Source organism: Bradyrhizobium sp. BR2003 (assembly GCF_009720285.1).
Classification (GTDB): Bacteria; Pseudomonadota; Alphaproteobacteria; order Rhizobiales; family Xanthobacteraceae; genus Bradyrhizobium; species Bradyrhizobium elkanii.
Genome location: NZ_SMYJ01000045.1, coordinates 206,024 through 220,385 on the forward strand (window position 1 = coordinate 206,024; position 14,362 = coordinate 220,385).

Here is a 14,362-nt window from a genome sequence, read left to right on the forward strand (position 1 = left end):
CAAGCGCGCTAGCTTTGCGAGACGGTGACGACATGCGCGTTTCGAGGGTCACGGTGGCGGATGTCGGATTCGTGGCGGATTTCTCCGGCGCGCTGTTCTGGGAAGCGCAGAGCCTGCTGGTGGTGTCCGACCTGCATCTGGAAAAAGGCTCGAGCTTCGCCAGCCGCGGCGTGCTGCTGCCGCCCTACGACACGGTCGCGACGTTGAGCCGGCTCGCCGCTGTCATCGCGCGACACGATCCGCGGCAGGTGATCGCGCTCGGCGACAGCTTTCACGATCGCGATGCGCATGCGCGCCTGTCGGAGCCGGATCGCGAGGCGCTCGCGGCCTTGCAGCTGCGGCGCAACTGGATTTGGATCTCGGGCAACCACGATCCGGCGCTGCCGTCCGATCTCGGCGGCGTGGTCGCGACCGAGGTCGCGATCGGTCCGATCGTGTTCCGCCATGAGCCGACCGGCGCAGCTGGTGAGATCGCCGGCCATCTGCACCCGAAGGCCCGCGTGCCGACCCGCGGCCGCTCGATCGAGCGCCGTTGTTTCGCTTCCGATGGCGAGCGTGCGGTGATGCCGGCGTTCGGCGCCTACACCGGCGGCTTGAGCATCCGCGACGCCGCATTCACACGGATTTTCGGATCGCCCGGCTTCATGGCCCATGTGCTCGGCGACAACCGCGTCCACGCGTTCGTCGCGTCGCGGTGTTATTGAGGATCACGCGCGCCCTGCCACACACTCAGTGTCGTCCCGGGCAAGCGCAGCGCGACCCGGGACCCCATAACCACCGATGGTCGTTGCTGCGCGACGCTGGGGCCACAGCTTGCTTCAGCAACACAACCCTATGGTTATGGGTCCGGCTTTCGCCGGGACGACAGCAGAGATTGTTGCGCGACCGCGCCCTACGCCGCCTTGGCCTGCACGCTCTCGCAATACTCCGCGAGCCTGTCCGCCAGCCGCAGGGTCGCCGGGCTGGCTTCGGGGGCGGCGACGAGGGCGACCTCGGTGCGATCGATCGGCGCAAAGCCGTCCTTTGCGGTCAGCACGCGATGCTCGGGCTGGATCGACATTTCCGACAGGATGCTGAGCCCGAGGCCCGCGGCGACCGCGGCCTGGATGCCGGCGAGGCTGGAGGAGGTGTAGGCCATGTGCCAGTTGCGGCCGGCGCTCTCCAGCGCATGGATGGCGCGGGCGCGGTAGAGACAGCCCGAGGCGAAACCGATCAGCGGAACCGAGCCGGCCGTCGTAGCGCGCGGGTGGCTCTTGCTGGTGACCCAGTGCACGCGTTCAGGCCACACCGCGATGCCGCCCTTCTCATTGGCGGCGCGCTTGATCAGCGCGAGATCGAGATCGCCGCGTTCGAGATCGCGGTACAGGAACAGGCTCTGGCCGGAGCGCACGTCGAGCCGCAAGTTCGGATGGCTGCGCGCGAAAGTGGCGAGCAGCTTTGTCAGCCGATAGGCGGCAAAATCCTCGGTGATGCCGATCCGGATCGCGCCTTCGCTGCCGGGCCGCGAGAGCACGTCGCGGGCCTCTTCGGCGAGTGACAATAGCCGCCGCGCATAGGTCAACAGCCGCTCGCCGGCTTCGGTCGGGGTGACGTCCCTGCCGCTGCGGATCAAGAGCGGCTGGCCGACATCCTCCTCCAGGCGCTTGATCTGCTGGCTCACCGTCGACTGCGTGCGATGGACACGCTCTCCGGCGCGGGTGAAGCCGCCGGCATCGACCACCGAGACGAAACTGCGCAGCAGCTCCAGGTCGAGCATCGCAGCCTTCATTCATAAATCAACTGCATACCAGTCTATCATTTAATTTCCAAATATCAAGGCGCGGGCCTAGATCATGGCTGAAGGAGAATTCGCTCATGTCCGCCGCAACCTCGATGGCCGCCCCCCGCGCCCGCTTCAACACCCTGCCGCTGCTGATCGCCCTGTTCTGTCTGCTCTGGAGCTACGCGTTCGTCGCCGGCAAGATCGGCGTCACCGATTGCCCGCCGCTGATCCTGCTCGCCGCGCGGTTTTCGCTCGCCGGGGTTCTGATCCTCGCCATCTCCTGGCTGCGCCGCGACCAATGGGATCTCACCTAGCGCGATGCGGCGGTGTTTGCCGTGCTCGGCGTCGCCAACAATGCGCTCTATCTCGGCCTCGGCTATACCGGCCTGAAGACCGTCTCCGCCGGGCTTGGCGCGCTGATCGTCTCGGCCAATCCGGTGTTCACTGCCATGCTGGCGGCGCTGTTCCTCGGCGAGAGCATGACCTTGCGCAAGGTGATTGGTCTCGTGCTCGGCATCGTCGGCGTTGCCTTGATCGTCTGGCATCGCATGTCGGTCGGTTCGGACAGCGCGCATGGCATCCTGTTCACGCTGGCCTCGCTGGCCTCGATCGTCGCCGGCACCGTGCTGTTCAAGCTGCTGGCGCCGAAGGGCAGCCTGTGGATCGGCAACGGCATCCAGAACATTGCCGGCGGCCTTGCCGTGATGCCGTTCGCCTTCGCGCTCTCCAGCGTCAGCGACATCGTGCCCAGCATCCGTCTTGCCGGCGCCTTCGCCTTCCTCGTGCTCGGCGGCTCGATCCTCGCCTATCTGCTCTGGTTTCATCTCCTGAAAGTGTGTGGCGCGACCGCCGCCAGCGCCTATCACTTCCTGATGCCGCCGCTCGGCATGCTGTTCGCCTATCTCGTGCTCGGCGAGCATGTCGAATTTCGCGACCTGGTCGGGATCGTTCCGGTCGCGCTCGGCATTTACCTGGTGACCCGCCCGGCGGCCGCCGCGGCCAACAGGAGTATGACGTGAGCATCACCATCACGCTGATCGGAGGCCCCACCGCCCTGATCGAGATCGACGGGTTCCGCCTGCTCACCGATCCGACCTTCGATGCGCCCGGCGAGTATCAGCTGCCGCATGTGAAGCTGGAGAAGCTGACGGGTCCCGCGCTCGGCGCGCGCGATGTCGGCGCAATCGATGCCGTGCTGCTGAGCCACGACCAGCATTCCGACAATCTCGACCATTCGGGCCGGGATTTCCTTAAAGGCACGAAGCGCGTGCTGACGACGGAGGCCGGCGCGAGGCGGCTCGGCGGCAACGCCGAGGGCTTTGCGCCCTGGGCCTCGACCGAGTTGCAGAAGGGGGGCCGGACGCTCACGGTCACCGCGACGCCGGCGCGGCACGGACCGGCCGGGATCGAGCCGTTGTCCGGCGACGTCATCGGTTTCGTGGTCGAGCCGGCCAAGCCCGGCCGTCCGGTCTATGTCAGCGGCGACACCACCTGGTTCGACGGCGTCGCCGAGGTCGCGCGGCGCTTCGACTGCGGCGTGGTGCTGCCGTTCGCCGGCGCGGCGCAAACCCGCGGCCCCTTCCATCTCACCATGGACACCAACGACACGATCGAGACCGCGCGCGCCTTTGCGGACGCGGTGATCGTGCCGGTTCATACCGACGGCTGGGCGCATTTCCGGCAGAGCGCGAGCGACCTGCGCGCGAGCTTCGATACGCTCGGCTTCGGCCGCCGTCTGCGCATCCTCGAGCCCGGCATCGCCACGGTCATCGAGCCGTAGGCTTCATCCCAGGAACCTTGCCGGGATCCGGCCCGTTGTCAGACGGCTGGAACAGGACATGACGCGGCAAGGGACAATCTCGCCACACGACAATCAAGACGATGCGCCGGCGGTCCAGCCCCGGCGCCTGCCGTTCAGCCGCGTCCTGAAGACGCTCGGACCCGGGCTGATCACCGGCGCGTCCGACGACGACCCTTCGGGGATCGGCACCTACAGCCAGGCCGGCGCGCAACTCGGCTACGGCATTGGCTGGACCATGCTGCTGACGTTTCCGCTGATGAGCGCGATCCAGGAGATCTCGGCGCGGGTGGGGCGCGTCACAGGCCATGGCATCGCGGGCAATGTATGCCGGCATTATCCAGGCTGGCTGCTCGCCGTCGTGGTGACGCTGCTGTCGATTGCCAACACCATCAACATCGCGGCCGACCTCTCGGCCATGGCCGATGCCACAAAGCTCCTGATCGGCGGCCCGGCCATTCTCTATGTGGTGCTGTTCGGCGTGACCTCGGTGGCCGCGCAGATCTTCATGAACTACCGGCGCTACGTCGCGATCCTGAAATGGCTGACGCTCAGCCTGTTCGCCTATGTCGCGGCGCTTGCCTTTGCCAAGGTGTCGTGGACGGAGGCCCTGGCCGGCGTGCTGCTGCCGCACATCAGCTGGAGCGCCGACTATTTCACGACCGTCGTTGCGATCCTCGGCACCACGATCTCGCCCTATCTGTTCTTCTGGCAGGCCTCGCAGGAGGCGGAGGAGCAGCGGGTCGATGTCACCAAGCATCCGCTGATCGAGCGGCATTACGGCGCCCGGCGCGAATTCTCGCGCATCCGTGCCGACACCATCACCGGCATGGCATTCTCGAACTTGATCGCATTGTCGATCATCGTCACCGCCGCCGCATCGCTGCATGCCGCCGGCAAGACCGATATCCAGACCTCGGCGCAGGCCGCCGAGGCGCTGCGCCCGATCGCCGGGCCGCTTGCCGAGGTGATCTTCGCGCTCGGCGTCGTCGGCACCGGCCTTCTGGCGATCCCGGTGCTCGCGGGCGCGACGGCCTATGCGGTCGGTGAGGGCCGGCGATGGCGGGTTGGGCTGACGCGCAGGCCGAAGGAGGCGATCGCGTTCTATTCGGTGCTGGCGCTGTCGGGCGGCATCGGCATCGCGCTCAACTTCACGCCGATCGATCCGATCGCGGCGCTGTACTGGAGTGCGGTCGTCAACGGCGTGCTCGCGGTGCCCGTGATGGTGCTGCTGATGTTCATGGCCCGCCGCCGGGATGTCATGGACCGCTTTGTGGTCGGCGGCTGGCTGTACTGGCTCGGCTGGCTCTCGACCGCCGCGATGGCGCTCAGCGTGATCGCGATGGGGATCGGCTTCCTGCTGTAGCTCGTTCGAACTCCTCAACCCTCGCCGAACAGCGAGCTGTCGATCTTGGTCGTCGATTTGACCTTTCGCAGGATGATCGTCGTGCGGTAACTCGCGATGTCGGTGTCCGGATGCATGAGGCGGTCGAGGATGAAGGATTGATAACGCGCCAGGTCGGAGGACACGATCCGTAGCGAGTAATCCCAATCGCCGGCAATCATGCAACATTCGACGACCTCCGGAAGGTCAATCACCTTCCTCTCGAAGCGTGCGAAGGATTCCCTGTTCTGTTGCTTGAGACGGACCTCGACGATCACGTCGAACCCGAGTCCAACCCGCAGCGGGTCCACCAGCGCCACATAGCAATTGATGACGCCGGCCTCCTCGAGGGTGCGAACGCGTCGCATGCAGGGGGCAGACGAGAGGCCGATCCGTTCGGCCAGCTCGAGATTTGTGATGCGCCCTTCGACCTGCAGCACGTCGAGGATTTTTCGGTCGATCTCGTCGATCACGATCGCGGTTCCCATTTCTTTCGCATTTTCCATCTTTTGCGCAATTGATTGCAGAAGAAGGGATGAAATGCATCTCAAATCGCAATGTCTTTGCCGTCGTGCGCGCATAAGATGTGGTGCGCGGGTTCTTTGGTCGCTGCGACCGAGCAGCAAGGGGCGGGCATGGCCGGAAACGACGACAAATCCTTTTGGGATCGCGCGCGGCGGCACCTCATTCGCTATGGCGGGACGTTCGCTCCCGTCATCATCGAGCGCGCCTCCGGATCCTTCGTCTATGACGCCGATGGCCGAGCCATCCTGGATTTCACGTCCGGGCAGATGAGCGCCGTGCTCGGTCACGGTCACCCGGAGATCGTCCAGACCATCAGCGAGCATGCCGAACGGCTCGACCATCTCTTCAGCGGCATGCTGACGCGCCCGGTCGTCGCGCTGGCCGAACGGCTCGCGGGCCTGCTGCCACCGGGGCTTGATCGCGTCATGCTGCTCAGCACCGGTGGCGAGTCGAACGAAGCTGCGATCAAGATGGCCAAGCTCGCCACCGGCGGCTTCGAGACCGTCGCGTTCGCACAGTCCTGGCACGGCATGACGTCTGGTGCGGCCGGAACGACCTATTCGGCCGGCCGCAGGGGCTATGGTCCCGCGCCGGTCGGCTCGCTCGCGATCCCGACGCCGAACCCCTATCGCCCGCGCTTCGGCAACGCGGCCGACTGGCGGGCCGAACTGGCCTACGCCTTCGATCTGATCGATCGCCAATCGACCGGCTCGCTCGCCTGCATGATCGCCGAGCCGATCCTCAGCTCCGGCGGGCTGATCGACCTCCCTGAAGGCTACCTTGCCGAACTGAAGGAATTGTGCCGGGCACGCGGCATGCTGCTGATCGTCGACGAAGCACAGACCGGCCTCGGCCGAACCGGTGCCATGTTCGCTTTCGAGCGCGACGGGGCCGTGCCTGACATCCTGACTTTGTCGAAGACGCTCGGTGCCGGCCTGCCTCTGGCTGCGGTCATCACCTCCGCCGAGATCGAAGAGCGCTGTCACGAACGCGGTTTCCTGTTCTACACGACGCATGTGTCGGACCCGATGCCGGCCGCGGTCGGTCTGAAGGTCATCGAGATCATCCTGCGCGACAGATTGGTCGAGCGCGCCAGGATAGCGGGCGCGCGGCTGAGGGATGGGCTCCTCGCACTTCAGAACCGGTTCGAATGCATCGGTGACGTGCGCGGCAGGGGGCTGATGCAGGGCATCGAGATCGTGCGCGACCGTTACAGCAAGGAGCCTGACGAAGCGCTCGGAACGCGTGTCTCTCAGCGCTGCATGCAGCTTGGACTGAGCACCAACATCGTTCAGTTGCCCGGCATGGGCAGTGTGCTCCGCATCGCCCCGCCGCTAACGATCAGCGACGACGAGATCGACCTTGGCCTCGCGATCCTCGGCGACGCGTTCGAAAGCGCGTTGCAAAGCAGGGCTGGCTAATCAATCCTTGCGGAACACGATCGAGGCCATCCAGCCCGTCATCAGTGCCATGAACGCGGTGATCAGCCCGTAGACAAAGCCGTTCTGCCGCGCGGTGGTGGCGACGAATTGCTCGAAGCCGACCTTGACGATCTCGAACGCGGTCTCGGCCTTGGTCACCAGTGCGCCGTCGGAAAACAGCTTGATCTCGACATTATAGGTGCCAATCGGCACCTGCGCGGGCAGCGGAATGCCGGTGCGGAACAGGGTCGGCGTCAGGAACGTCACCGCCGAGGTCGCCTCACGGTACAGCCCGTGCTCGGAGCGCAGCCGCACGAAGGCGCTGCGGAACGGGTCGTTCGGCACCACGTCGGCATAGTCGGGCCCGACCCGCTGCATCAGCAGCACATTGTTGAGCCCGAGCTGCTGCCGCCGCTGCACCTCGGGCGAGGCGATCTGGTCGAACCGGCGATTGGAAAACAGCGCGAGATAGCCCGGCACCTGCAGGAACTGGCGCGAGTCGGTGTTGATCCAGATGCCGAATTTGCGCTCCTTGCGCCGCGTGACCATGTCGGCGCGCGGGCCGGACACCGTGACGACGAGGTCGTAGTTCGTGCGGTTTGACGGCGTCTTGTCGTCTTTCTCGACCGAGCCGAACAGCACCAGCTCGCCGCCGGAATAGTTCGGCGTCACTGTGACGCGGTGGTTGGAGACCGACACGATCAGCCGCTCGGCATGAGCGGGCGCGGCCGCCAGGCTGGCGACGGCGAGGCCGATGATCGCGAGCGCCGTGCGCAGCCTCATGGCGGGGCTCCGCCGGTTTCGCGGATGCTGAACAGGTCCTGCGGCCGGATAACCAGCTCCACCGCAAAGCGGATGCCGACCGCGAGCACGAGCAGGCCGAGCAGCAGGCGCAGATGCTCGCCGCGGATCTTCTGGCCGGCGCGGGCGCCGAACTGCGCGCCGGTGACGCCGCCGACCATCAGGATCAGTGCCAGCACGGCGTCGACCAGATGGTTGGTCGCCGCGTGCAGCATGGTCGCGAACACCATGGTGACGAGGGTGAGCACCATCGAGGTGCCGATCACGGTCGAGGTCGGGACCCGCAGCACATAGATCATCAGCGGCACCAGGATGAAGCCGCCGCCGATCCCCATCACCGCGCCGATGAAGCCGATCGCGAGCCCGACCACGACCACCGGGATGACGGAGAGGTAGATCTTGGAGCGCTTGAAGCGCAGCTTCAGCGGCAGGCCGTGGATCCAGCCATGGCTACCGGGCTTGCGCAGGGTGACGGGGCGGCCGCCGCGGGCGCGCAGCATCGCGCGCAGGCCTTCCCAGAACATCAGCCCGCCGACCGTCGTCAGCAGGATGACGTAGGACAGCGCGATCATCAGGTCGAGCTGGCCGAGCGAGCGGAGGAAGGTGAAGGTCCACACCCCGAGCGTGGTGCCGAGCGTGCCTCCGACCAGGAGCACCGCCGCCAGCAGCGGGTCGATCGCACGTCTGCGCCAATAGGAAATGGCACCGGAGAACGAGGAGGCCGCGATGTGGCTGGCGACCGAGGCGACCGCGACCGCGGGCGCGATGCCGACGAAGATCAGCAGCGGGGTCATCAGGAAGCCGCCGCCGATCCCGAACATGCCGGAGACGAATCCAACCGCCGCGCCCATCGCCAGGATGAGGAAGACATTGACCGGAATGTCGGCGATCGGGAGGTAGAGCTGCACGCGCGTCGCTTCTTGTCGGTTCGCCGCGAGTTCGGCGCAAGGCCGCATCACGGCGTGATGTCGTTCTGGTCGGGCATTCTCCGGCTGAACGAATCCGGTCGGCGCGCAAGACGCAGGCGGACGCGGGTCGATTGCCGCGTTCTTGCATAACCGAATTTGGCGGGGGGGGGGACTAAAGTTTCCGCCCCGGGTGGCATTTTTCGCCGCACGTGGCGGCTCGGCTGCGGACGTGGTTGATAATTCAGATTAATAGCAGCGGCGGCTGATCAGGGCTGGTCGACTGGCGTGGTAATGAGGTTCATCGCAAGCGCCTCTCTCGCGCCCAGCCAGCGGATGTCCGAGGTCTGCGACATCGCCTCGACGATTCGGGACGAGATACCCATCTTTCTCATGTAACTGAGCACGATGCCCTGCGAGCGCTGAGCTTCGGCCACGGGATCATCGCCTGGCTTGCTCATGGTAAAGCGATGCACGCCCAGCCTGGAGCCCGCGATGCCATAGCGCGTTTCGCCACCGGCATAGACCAGAACGCAGGCGCTGGCGCAGGCAGCGGCACGCAAATTTCCCGATGCATCTGATGTCGCCACCGCGGTGACGAGCCGGCGGGCCCGAATGACTTCACCCATGATGGCAGCCTGATCCAACGCGCCGCCCGGCGATGACAGCAGCACGACGTCATCGGGTGACAATCGCGCCTCGTCGAGCCGATCGCGGAACCAGATCGCGCTGGCCGAGCCGATCCTGCCGCTGATCGCAAGCGCGCGCCGTTTAGATCCGTCGATGACGACACCGGGAATGACCGACGACGTCATGGTCGCGGCGACGTAGCTCTCGCGCCAGACATCCCAGGCACCCGGCTCCGAAAGCTCGCGATAGGCGCGGATCGCAACGCCGGACAGCAGCAGGACGAAGATGGTCACCGACCAGATCGAGGGTCCGAAGAGGCCACCCGAATTGGTGGCGCTGGGTGCGACAGGCGGCGGAGTCTGGCGAGGTGCGCCAAACGGAGAAGGTTGCTGGCGCGGCGGCGCGACGCGGGGACCGGTCGGCGACGAACGGTGGCCCGTTCCTTCATCCTGACGATCGTCGACGGACAAGCCTGACCCTCCGGAACGCGAGCGCAACTGGCGCGGGACTGCGCGCCTGTCTACACGGCGGTGGGGCAGAGGTGCAAGACAGCGGCGGCGCCAGGCGCCGCAGCTGCTACTATCTTAGTGAACGGGAGCGGCCAGCGCCGCCGTCCGCTTCGACGGCGGCTTGACCGATTTCGCCGCCGCGGGCTGCGCGGGGGCGCCGTCCCAGCCACCGGCCGGGGCCGGCACATTGACCGCATCGCTCGGCTGCGGTTCGGGGGTAAAGGTCTGGATCGCAAGCTTCGCGGCGGCGAGCGACTGCGGGTCGAGCCGCTTGGCGATATCGTCGCGTTTGTGGCCGGCGTCGGCGTCGCCCTGCGCGGCCGCGAGGCTGAACCACTTGAAGGACTCGGCGAGGTTCTGTTCGACACCGATGCCGCGGGCATAGAGGATGCCGAGATTGACCTGGCTGTCGGCAACGCCGCGATCGGCCGCCTTGCGGAACCACTGCGCGGCGCTCTTGTAGTCGGCGCCCTTGCCGCCGCCATCGGCGTCGAGCACGGCGAGATTGTGCATCGCCTTGGCGTTGCCGCGCTCGGCGGCCTGCACATAGTAGCGTCGCGCCACTTCGAAGTCGCGCTTCACGCTGAGGCCCTTCTCGTAGAAGGTGCCGAGCCGGAACATCGCGGGCACCACGCCGGCCTGCGCCGCGCGGGCATACCATTTGGCGGCTTCGTCGACATTGGCGGTCACGCCCTTGCCTTCGGCATAGCGGACGCCGACCTCGTAGGCCGCAGCCGCATCGCCCTTGATCGCGGCGCTGCGCAGCGCCGGACCGCCGATCGCCTCGGGCAGCTTCTCGCCGGCCGGAATCTGGATCGTGGCGAGCTTGCCGCCGAGCGGCGGTGCGGTCGGAATCGTGCCGGTGACGTCATTGGCGGCGGCTGTTGGCGCCGCGGCCGGCTCAGGCGCGGCGGGTGCGGGCACGGTTGCCGGTGGGATCGTCACCTGCGCGCTGTCGAGCGTGTTCGGCGCCGGCGTGTTGTTGGACTGGCGCCCGAGCGGGGTCGGCGAGGTCATTGACGGCCCGGGCACTGACGACCCGGGCACGCCGGACGGTGCAGCCGGTGCGGGGGCTGCGGAATTCTCGGCGGGCGGCTGCATGGGCGGCGTGGCCGGCTCGCTGTGCTCGATCGCCGGCATCTGTGGCGCGGAGCTGGTGTCGAGCAGGTTCATCGCCATCTTGGCGGTCGAGAGCAGGATCACGACCACGCTCGCGCCGACCAGCAGCGAACGGATCTTGGAGGTGATGGTCGAAGGCTGCGCTTCGGGCGCGCCGGCCGCGGCCGTGCCGGCCTTGGCGGCAGCTGCCTTCGCGGCCTTGTCGGCCTTCTCCTTGGCCTTGGCTGCAGCCTTGCTCGCGGCGCGCGCCGCCTTCTCGTTGACGGGTTGCGCGGCGGCGGCCTGCGCGGCGCGGCGCGCGGCGGCGATGAAGCTCGATGTCGAGACCGGCTCCTTCTTGCCGGCGGGAAGATCGCTGATCGCGCGCTCGGAATCCGCGATCCGCTCCGACGGCGAAGCGACGCGGCCGGAGGGGCGCGTACCCGGTTCGAGCGGATGATCCGGTGGCAGTTCCGGCGCGATCGCGGCGCGTGCGGACGCCGCATGCGGCTCGAGGATCTCGCTGATCGCGCGCGGCGGCAGCGGCGGCGGCGGACTCTCGATCGGCTGCGCGGCATGGAATTCGCGCGGCGCGGACATGAAGTGCTCCTGCGCCAGCGCAGGATTGGGCAATTCGGGCCTGTACGATTCAGGCTTGTATGCTTCGGTTTTGGGCTGCGACATCGCCGCGCGCGGCATCTCCATCCGCGGAGCTTCCATCCGCGACTCGGCCGGCGCGGGAGCAGGCGGCGGCGCGGTGCGCACCGTACGCAGATCGTTCTCGATCATCGCGAGACGATCGACGACATGGCCGAGCGTGTTGTGAACGGTCTCCAGCGAATCCTGGGTGCGGCGGTCGGTCTCCGACTGGCTGAAGCGGATGTCGGACAGCTCGCGCTTCACCAGGTCGACGATGCCGCTGTCCATCATCGGCTGCGGCGAGGAGGTATTGAAGTTGCGGGCGGCGTCGGCCAGCGAGGCGATGTGGGCGTGCTGTGCCTCGAGGTGCCGCATGATGTCATGCAGCCCTTCCTCGACTCGGCCGAGATTGCCGGAGCGCTGGTCGGCGGACTCCAGGCGCTCGAGCAGATAGGAGACACGCTGCTCGAGATGGGTGAATGCCGACGAACTGTCGTTGCCGACCTGCAGGCGGTCGATCCGCTCCGACAGCGAGCGCAGGGCGCCTTCGATGGCATCGGTGTTGTCGTAGCCGGCCGGCCGCTCGCGGGTCTCCAGCGTCGAGGCCAATGCGGCAATGCGCTGCTCGATCCCGGCGAAGGCATCGCCATGGCTCTCGGCGCGCGACATCTGCGACAACTGGTCGACCTTCGCGGCCAGCGCATGCACGTCCGCGGACAGCTGCAGCAGCGCGTCGTTGGAGGCGACGTTGGAGACGATGGCGCGCAGCGCGGCGATCGCGCTCTCGAGCTGATGCACCGTCGACGGATCGTCGTTGGCGCGCAGGATCATGTCGAGCTTGGCGCCGAGATTGCGGATCGCCTCGTCGTAGCCGGTGAGCTGCTCGGCGGGCGTCAGCGTGCGCAGCGCCTCGCGGATTTCCGACAGCGCGCGTTCGATGCCGGCGATCGCCTGGCCCTGGCCGTTGCGGCCCTCCTGGCGGAGCTCATCGATCCGGTGATGCAGCGAGCGGATCTCGTTCTCGATCGACTCGATCGCCCGGCGCGGCATCGCCTCGGTGATGGCCTGGCGGATTTCCGCAAGCTCGCCGCGGAAAGCCGCGATCGATTGTTCGATATGGTCGGGCCGCTGCAGCGCCTCGATCTGGCTCGTGATCTTGAGCAGATGACGCTCGAGCGAGGAGAAGTCGGGCCCGGCCGGCGTAGCCGGTGGCGGCGGATAGGCGGCCATCGGCGGCGCGCTGCGCGGCGGCATCTGGCGGTGCGCTGATACATCGAGCTCGTTCTGGCGCGCGGCGATCTCCGCGATCGCGGAATCGAACGAGGCCGGGCTCAGCGGCGGCGAGGGGCGATAGACCTGGGCCGCGGCGCGCTCGACCGCCTCCGCCTGGCGCAGCCTCTCCTCCAGTTGCCGGTCATGCATCTGCGACTCACGCTGCATCTGCGATTCACGCATCGGCTGCGGCTCGCGCGCCGGCTGCGGCCGCGAAATCTGCGACAGCCGGGCATCGAGGCGCGAAATCGCGTCGTTAAGCTGCCGCGCGACGGCGGGCTGGCCGCGCGACACTTCGGCGCGCACCGCTTCGGCGCGCGTCACGGGCTTTGCAATCTGTTCGATCTGGCGGGTGATGGCGTCGAGCCGCTGGTGGATATCGGCGACCTCGCGGCTTTCCCGGCTCGGCATCGGCTGCCGCTGCTCCATGCGCCAATCCGGCGGGCTCGGTTCGCCGACGGTGGAGTTGAGCCAGTCGTTGAGCGACATGCCGGCGCGGCGCGCAGCCGCCTCGGCCCTTTCGCGGACGGAGGGATCGATGCCGTCAACACTCCACGATACGCGCGAATTCATGATTCCGTCCGGTCCCGACTCCGGCGCTACACCCTGCGCCCGCAGCCTCCCCGCGCATTCCCGTTAAGAGACAATCGAATTCTGCGCTGGGCGTCTGCCTCAGCTGCTGACTTTTTCCCGTCACGGTAAATAACGGGTTAAGGAATGCGGCCGACGGGCTCTAAAGTTAGGGAATCCGGGAACCTGTTGCGCCGGATCAGGACAGCGACAGCGACTTGTGTTGCCGCCGAACTTCTCCTTCCCCCTGAAAGGGGAAAGGTCCGGATGGGGGTTCTGCCCCAGGCGACGCTGTATGTGGAGAGAGCGGATCCCCACCCGCTTTGCTCTGCGAAAAAAGCAACCTCCCCCTTTTCAAGGGGAGGTTGGAGATTTGTTTCTAGCCGTTGCTCTCGCGCTTGCCGTCGTCGAGCGGCAAGACGTTGCTGCGGCCGGACATCGCCGACAGCGCGTCGAGCGCCTCCTCGCACCACTCCACCACCATGCGCTCATGGCGCATCCCGAGGCGCAGGCTGAGCATCTTGCCAACGTCGGCCGGTGGCGCGGTGCCGTCGGGAAAGCGCTTGTTGAGCAGGCGCTCGTAGCGCTCATAGCGGTCGCGGTGATGCTCCAGCCGCGCCATCAGGTCGGTGCGCAGCGGCTCGATCTCGACGCAATCGAGCGCATAGAGCCGGACCAAAAGGTCGTCCTTGATCGAGGGCGGAACGCTCGGTCGCGCCGCCCAGTGCTTCAGCGCCGCGCGGCCCTCGGCCGTCAGCGTGTAGACCAGCTTGTTGGGCTTGCCCGACTGCACCACCTCGCGGCCCTGGACGTGACCCTTGTCGCGCAGCCGCGAGAGCTCGCGGTAGATCTGCTGGTGGTCGGCCTTCCAGAAGAAGCCGATCGAGGCGTCGAATGTCTTGGCGAGTTCATAGCCCGTCATCGGACGTTCCGTGAGGCATGCGAGGATTGCGTCACCGAGTGCCAACGCCCACCTCCATCTCAGTTCCCAGGAAGACCATTCTCAAGTTCGCTTGACTTTATGCGTTACTGTGCATATGCGTCAATA

General features: G+C 66.8%; 13 protein-coding genes. 6 read left to right on the top strand and 7 right to left on the bottom strand.

Annotation, left to right across the window (positions count from 1 at the left end):
- Positions 1 to 32: 32 nt before the first annotated feature.
- A complete protein-coding gene (gene pdeM / locus E2I15_RS35305) occupies positions 33 to 704 on the top strand; it encodes a ligase-associated DNA damage response endonuclease PdeM (protein WP_155262742.1) in 672 nt (223 codons plus the stop codon).
- A gap of 188 nt (positions 705 to 892) precedes the next feature.
- Here pdeM and E2I15_RS35310 read toward each other — a convergent pair whose 3' ends face one another.
- Positions 893 to 1,756: a LysR family transcriptional regulator gene (locus E2I15_RS35310; protein WP_137482468.1), complete on the bottom strand. Its 864-nt coding sequence runs from the start codon at positions 1,754 to 1,756 to the stop codon at positions 893 to 895.
- 98 nt (positions 1,757 to 1,854) lie between these two features.
- Here E2I15_RS35310 and E2I15_RS39915 point away from each other — a divergent pair, with 98 nt between their 5' ends.
- From E2I15_RS39915 to E2I15_RS35325, 4 genes are read left to right on the top strand one after another with little or no spacing between them, the layout of a single operon-like run.
- On the top strand, positions 1,855 to 2,076 hold the full coding sequence (locus E2I15_RS39915; protein WP_481128106.1) for an EamA family transporter: 222 nt from the start codon (positions 1,855 to 1,857) through the stop codon (positions 2,074 to 2,076).
- Positions 2,077 to 2,097: 21 nt separating this feature from the next.
- A complete protein-coding gene (locus E2I15_RS35315; RefSeq protein WP_481128107.1) occupies positions 2,098 to 2,781 on the top strand; it encodes a DMT family transporter in 684 nt (227 codons plus the stop codon).
- Positions 2,778 to 3,542, top strand: coding sequence for an MBL fold metallo-hydrolase (locus tag E2I15_RS35320; protein ID WP_137482371.1), 765 nt, complete (start codon positions 2,778 to 2,780; stop codon positions 3,540 to 3,542). The genes E2I15_RS35315 and E2I15_RS35320 overlap by 4 nt, the downstream gene beginning before the upstream one ends.
- Before the next feature lie 58 nt (positions 3,543 to 3,600).
- Positions 3,601 to 4,926 carry an NRAMP family divalent metal transporter gene (locus E2I15_RS35325; RefSeq protein ID WP_137482372.1) on the top strand — a complete coding sequence of 442 codons (1,326 nt, stop codon included), beginning with the start codon at positions 3,601 to 3,603 and terminating at the stop codon, positions 4,924 to 4,926.
- Between the two features lie 14 nt (positions 4,927 to 4,940).
- Here the strand turns inward: E2I15_RS35325 and E2I15_RS35330 are convergent, their stop codons facing one another.
- Positions 4,941 to 5,525, bottom strand: coding sequence for an Lrp/AsnC family transcriptional regulator (locus E2I15_RS35330; RefSeq protein ID WP_338134494.1), 585 nt, complete (start codon positions 5,523 to 5,525; stop codon positions 4,941 to 4,943).
- Positions 5,526 to 5,579: 54 nt separating this feature from the next.
- Between E2I15_RS35330 and E2I15_RS35335 the strand changes: the two genes are divergently transcribed.
- Complete coding sequence (locus tag E2I15_RS35335) at positions 5,580 to 6,890, top strand: aspartate aminotransferase family protein (protein ID WP_170991713.1); 1,311 nt, start codon at positions 5,580 to 5,582, stop codon at positions 6,888 to 6,890.
- On the opposite strand, the gene E2I15_RS35340 is transcribed toward E2I15_RS35335, so the two are convergent.
- From E2I15_RS35340 to E2I15_RS35360, 5 genes are all read right to left on the bottom strand, one after another.
- Positions 6,891 to 7,673 carry a TIGR02186 family protein gene (locus E2I15_RS35340; protein WP_137482374.1) on the bottom strand — a complete coding sequence of 261 codons (783 nt, stop codon included), beginning with the start codon at positions 7,671 to 7,673 and terminating at the stop codon, positions 6,891 to 6,893.
- On the bottom strand, positions 7,670 to 8,599 hold the full coding sequence (locus tag E2I15_RS35345; RefSeq protein ID WP_137482375.1) for a sulfite exporter TauE/SafE family protein: 930 nt from the start codon (positions 8,597 to 8,599) through the stop codon (positions 7,670 to 7,672). The genes E2I15_RS35340 and E2I15_RS35345 overlap by 4 nt, the downstream gene beginning before the upstream one ends.
- A gap of 266 nt (positions 8,600 to 8,865) precedes the next feature.
- The gene (locus tag E2I15_RS35350; RefSeq protein ID WP_137482376.1) at positions 8,866 to 9,696 is read right to left on the bottom strand and encodes a COG3904 family protein; all 831 of its coding nucleotides are present in this window, start codon (positions 9,694 to 9,696) and stop codon (positions 8,866 to 8,868) included.
- A gap of 114 nt (positions 9,697 to 9,810) precedes the next feature.
- The gene (locus E2I15_RS35355) at positions 9,811 to 13,317 is read right to left on the bottom strand and encodes a tetratricopeptide repeat protein (RefSeq protein WP_137482377.1); all 3,507 of its coding nucleotides are present in this window, start codon (positions 13,315 to 13,317) and stop codon (positions 9,811 to 9,813) included.
- Positions 13,318 to 13,693: 376 nt separating this feature from the next.
- Positions 13,694 to 14,281, bottom strand: a complete 588-nt coding sequence (locus E2I15_RS35360) for a PadR family transcriptional regulator (RefSeq protein WP_137482378.1) — start codon at positions 14,279 to 14,281, stop codon at positions 13,694 to 13,696.
- Positions 14,282 to 14,362 lie beyond the last annotated feature (81 nt).

Bases quoted from the DNA above. Each gene is read 5' to 3' on its own strand.
- E2I15_RS35340 (WP_137482374.1), bottom strand. From the start codon at position 7,673: ATGAGGCTGCGCACGGCGCTCGCGATCATCGGCCTCGCCGTCGCCAGC.
- pdeM (WP_155262742.1), top strand. From the start codon at position 33: ATGCGCGTTTCGAGGGTCACGGTGGCGGATGTCGGATTCGTGGCGGAT.
- E2I15_RS39915 (WP_481128106.1), top strand. From the start codon at position 1,855: ATGTCCGCCGCAACCTCGATGGCCGCCCCCCGCGCCCGCTTCAACACC.
- E2I15_RS35335 (WP_170991713.1), top strand. From the start codon at position 5,580: ATGGCCGGAAACGACGACAAATCCTTTTGGGATCGCGCGCGGCGGCAC.
- E2I15_RS35325 (WP_137482372.1), top strand. From the start codon at position 3,601: ATGACGCGGCAAGGGACAATCTCGCCACACGACAATCAAGACGATGCG.
- E2I15_RS35310 (WP_137482468.1), bottom strand. From the start codon at position 1,756: ATGCTCGACCTGGAGCTGCTGCGCAGTTTCGTCTCGGTGGTCGATGCC.
- E2I15_RS35355 (WP_137482377.1), bottom strand. From the start codon at position 13,317: ATGAATTCGCGCGTATCGTGGAGTGTTGACGGCATCGATCCCTCCGTC.
- E2I15_RS35330 (WP_338134494.1), bottom strand. From the start codon at position 5,525: ATGCGCGCACGACGGCAAAGACATTGCGATTTGAGATGCATTTCATCC.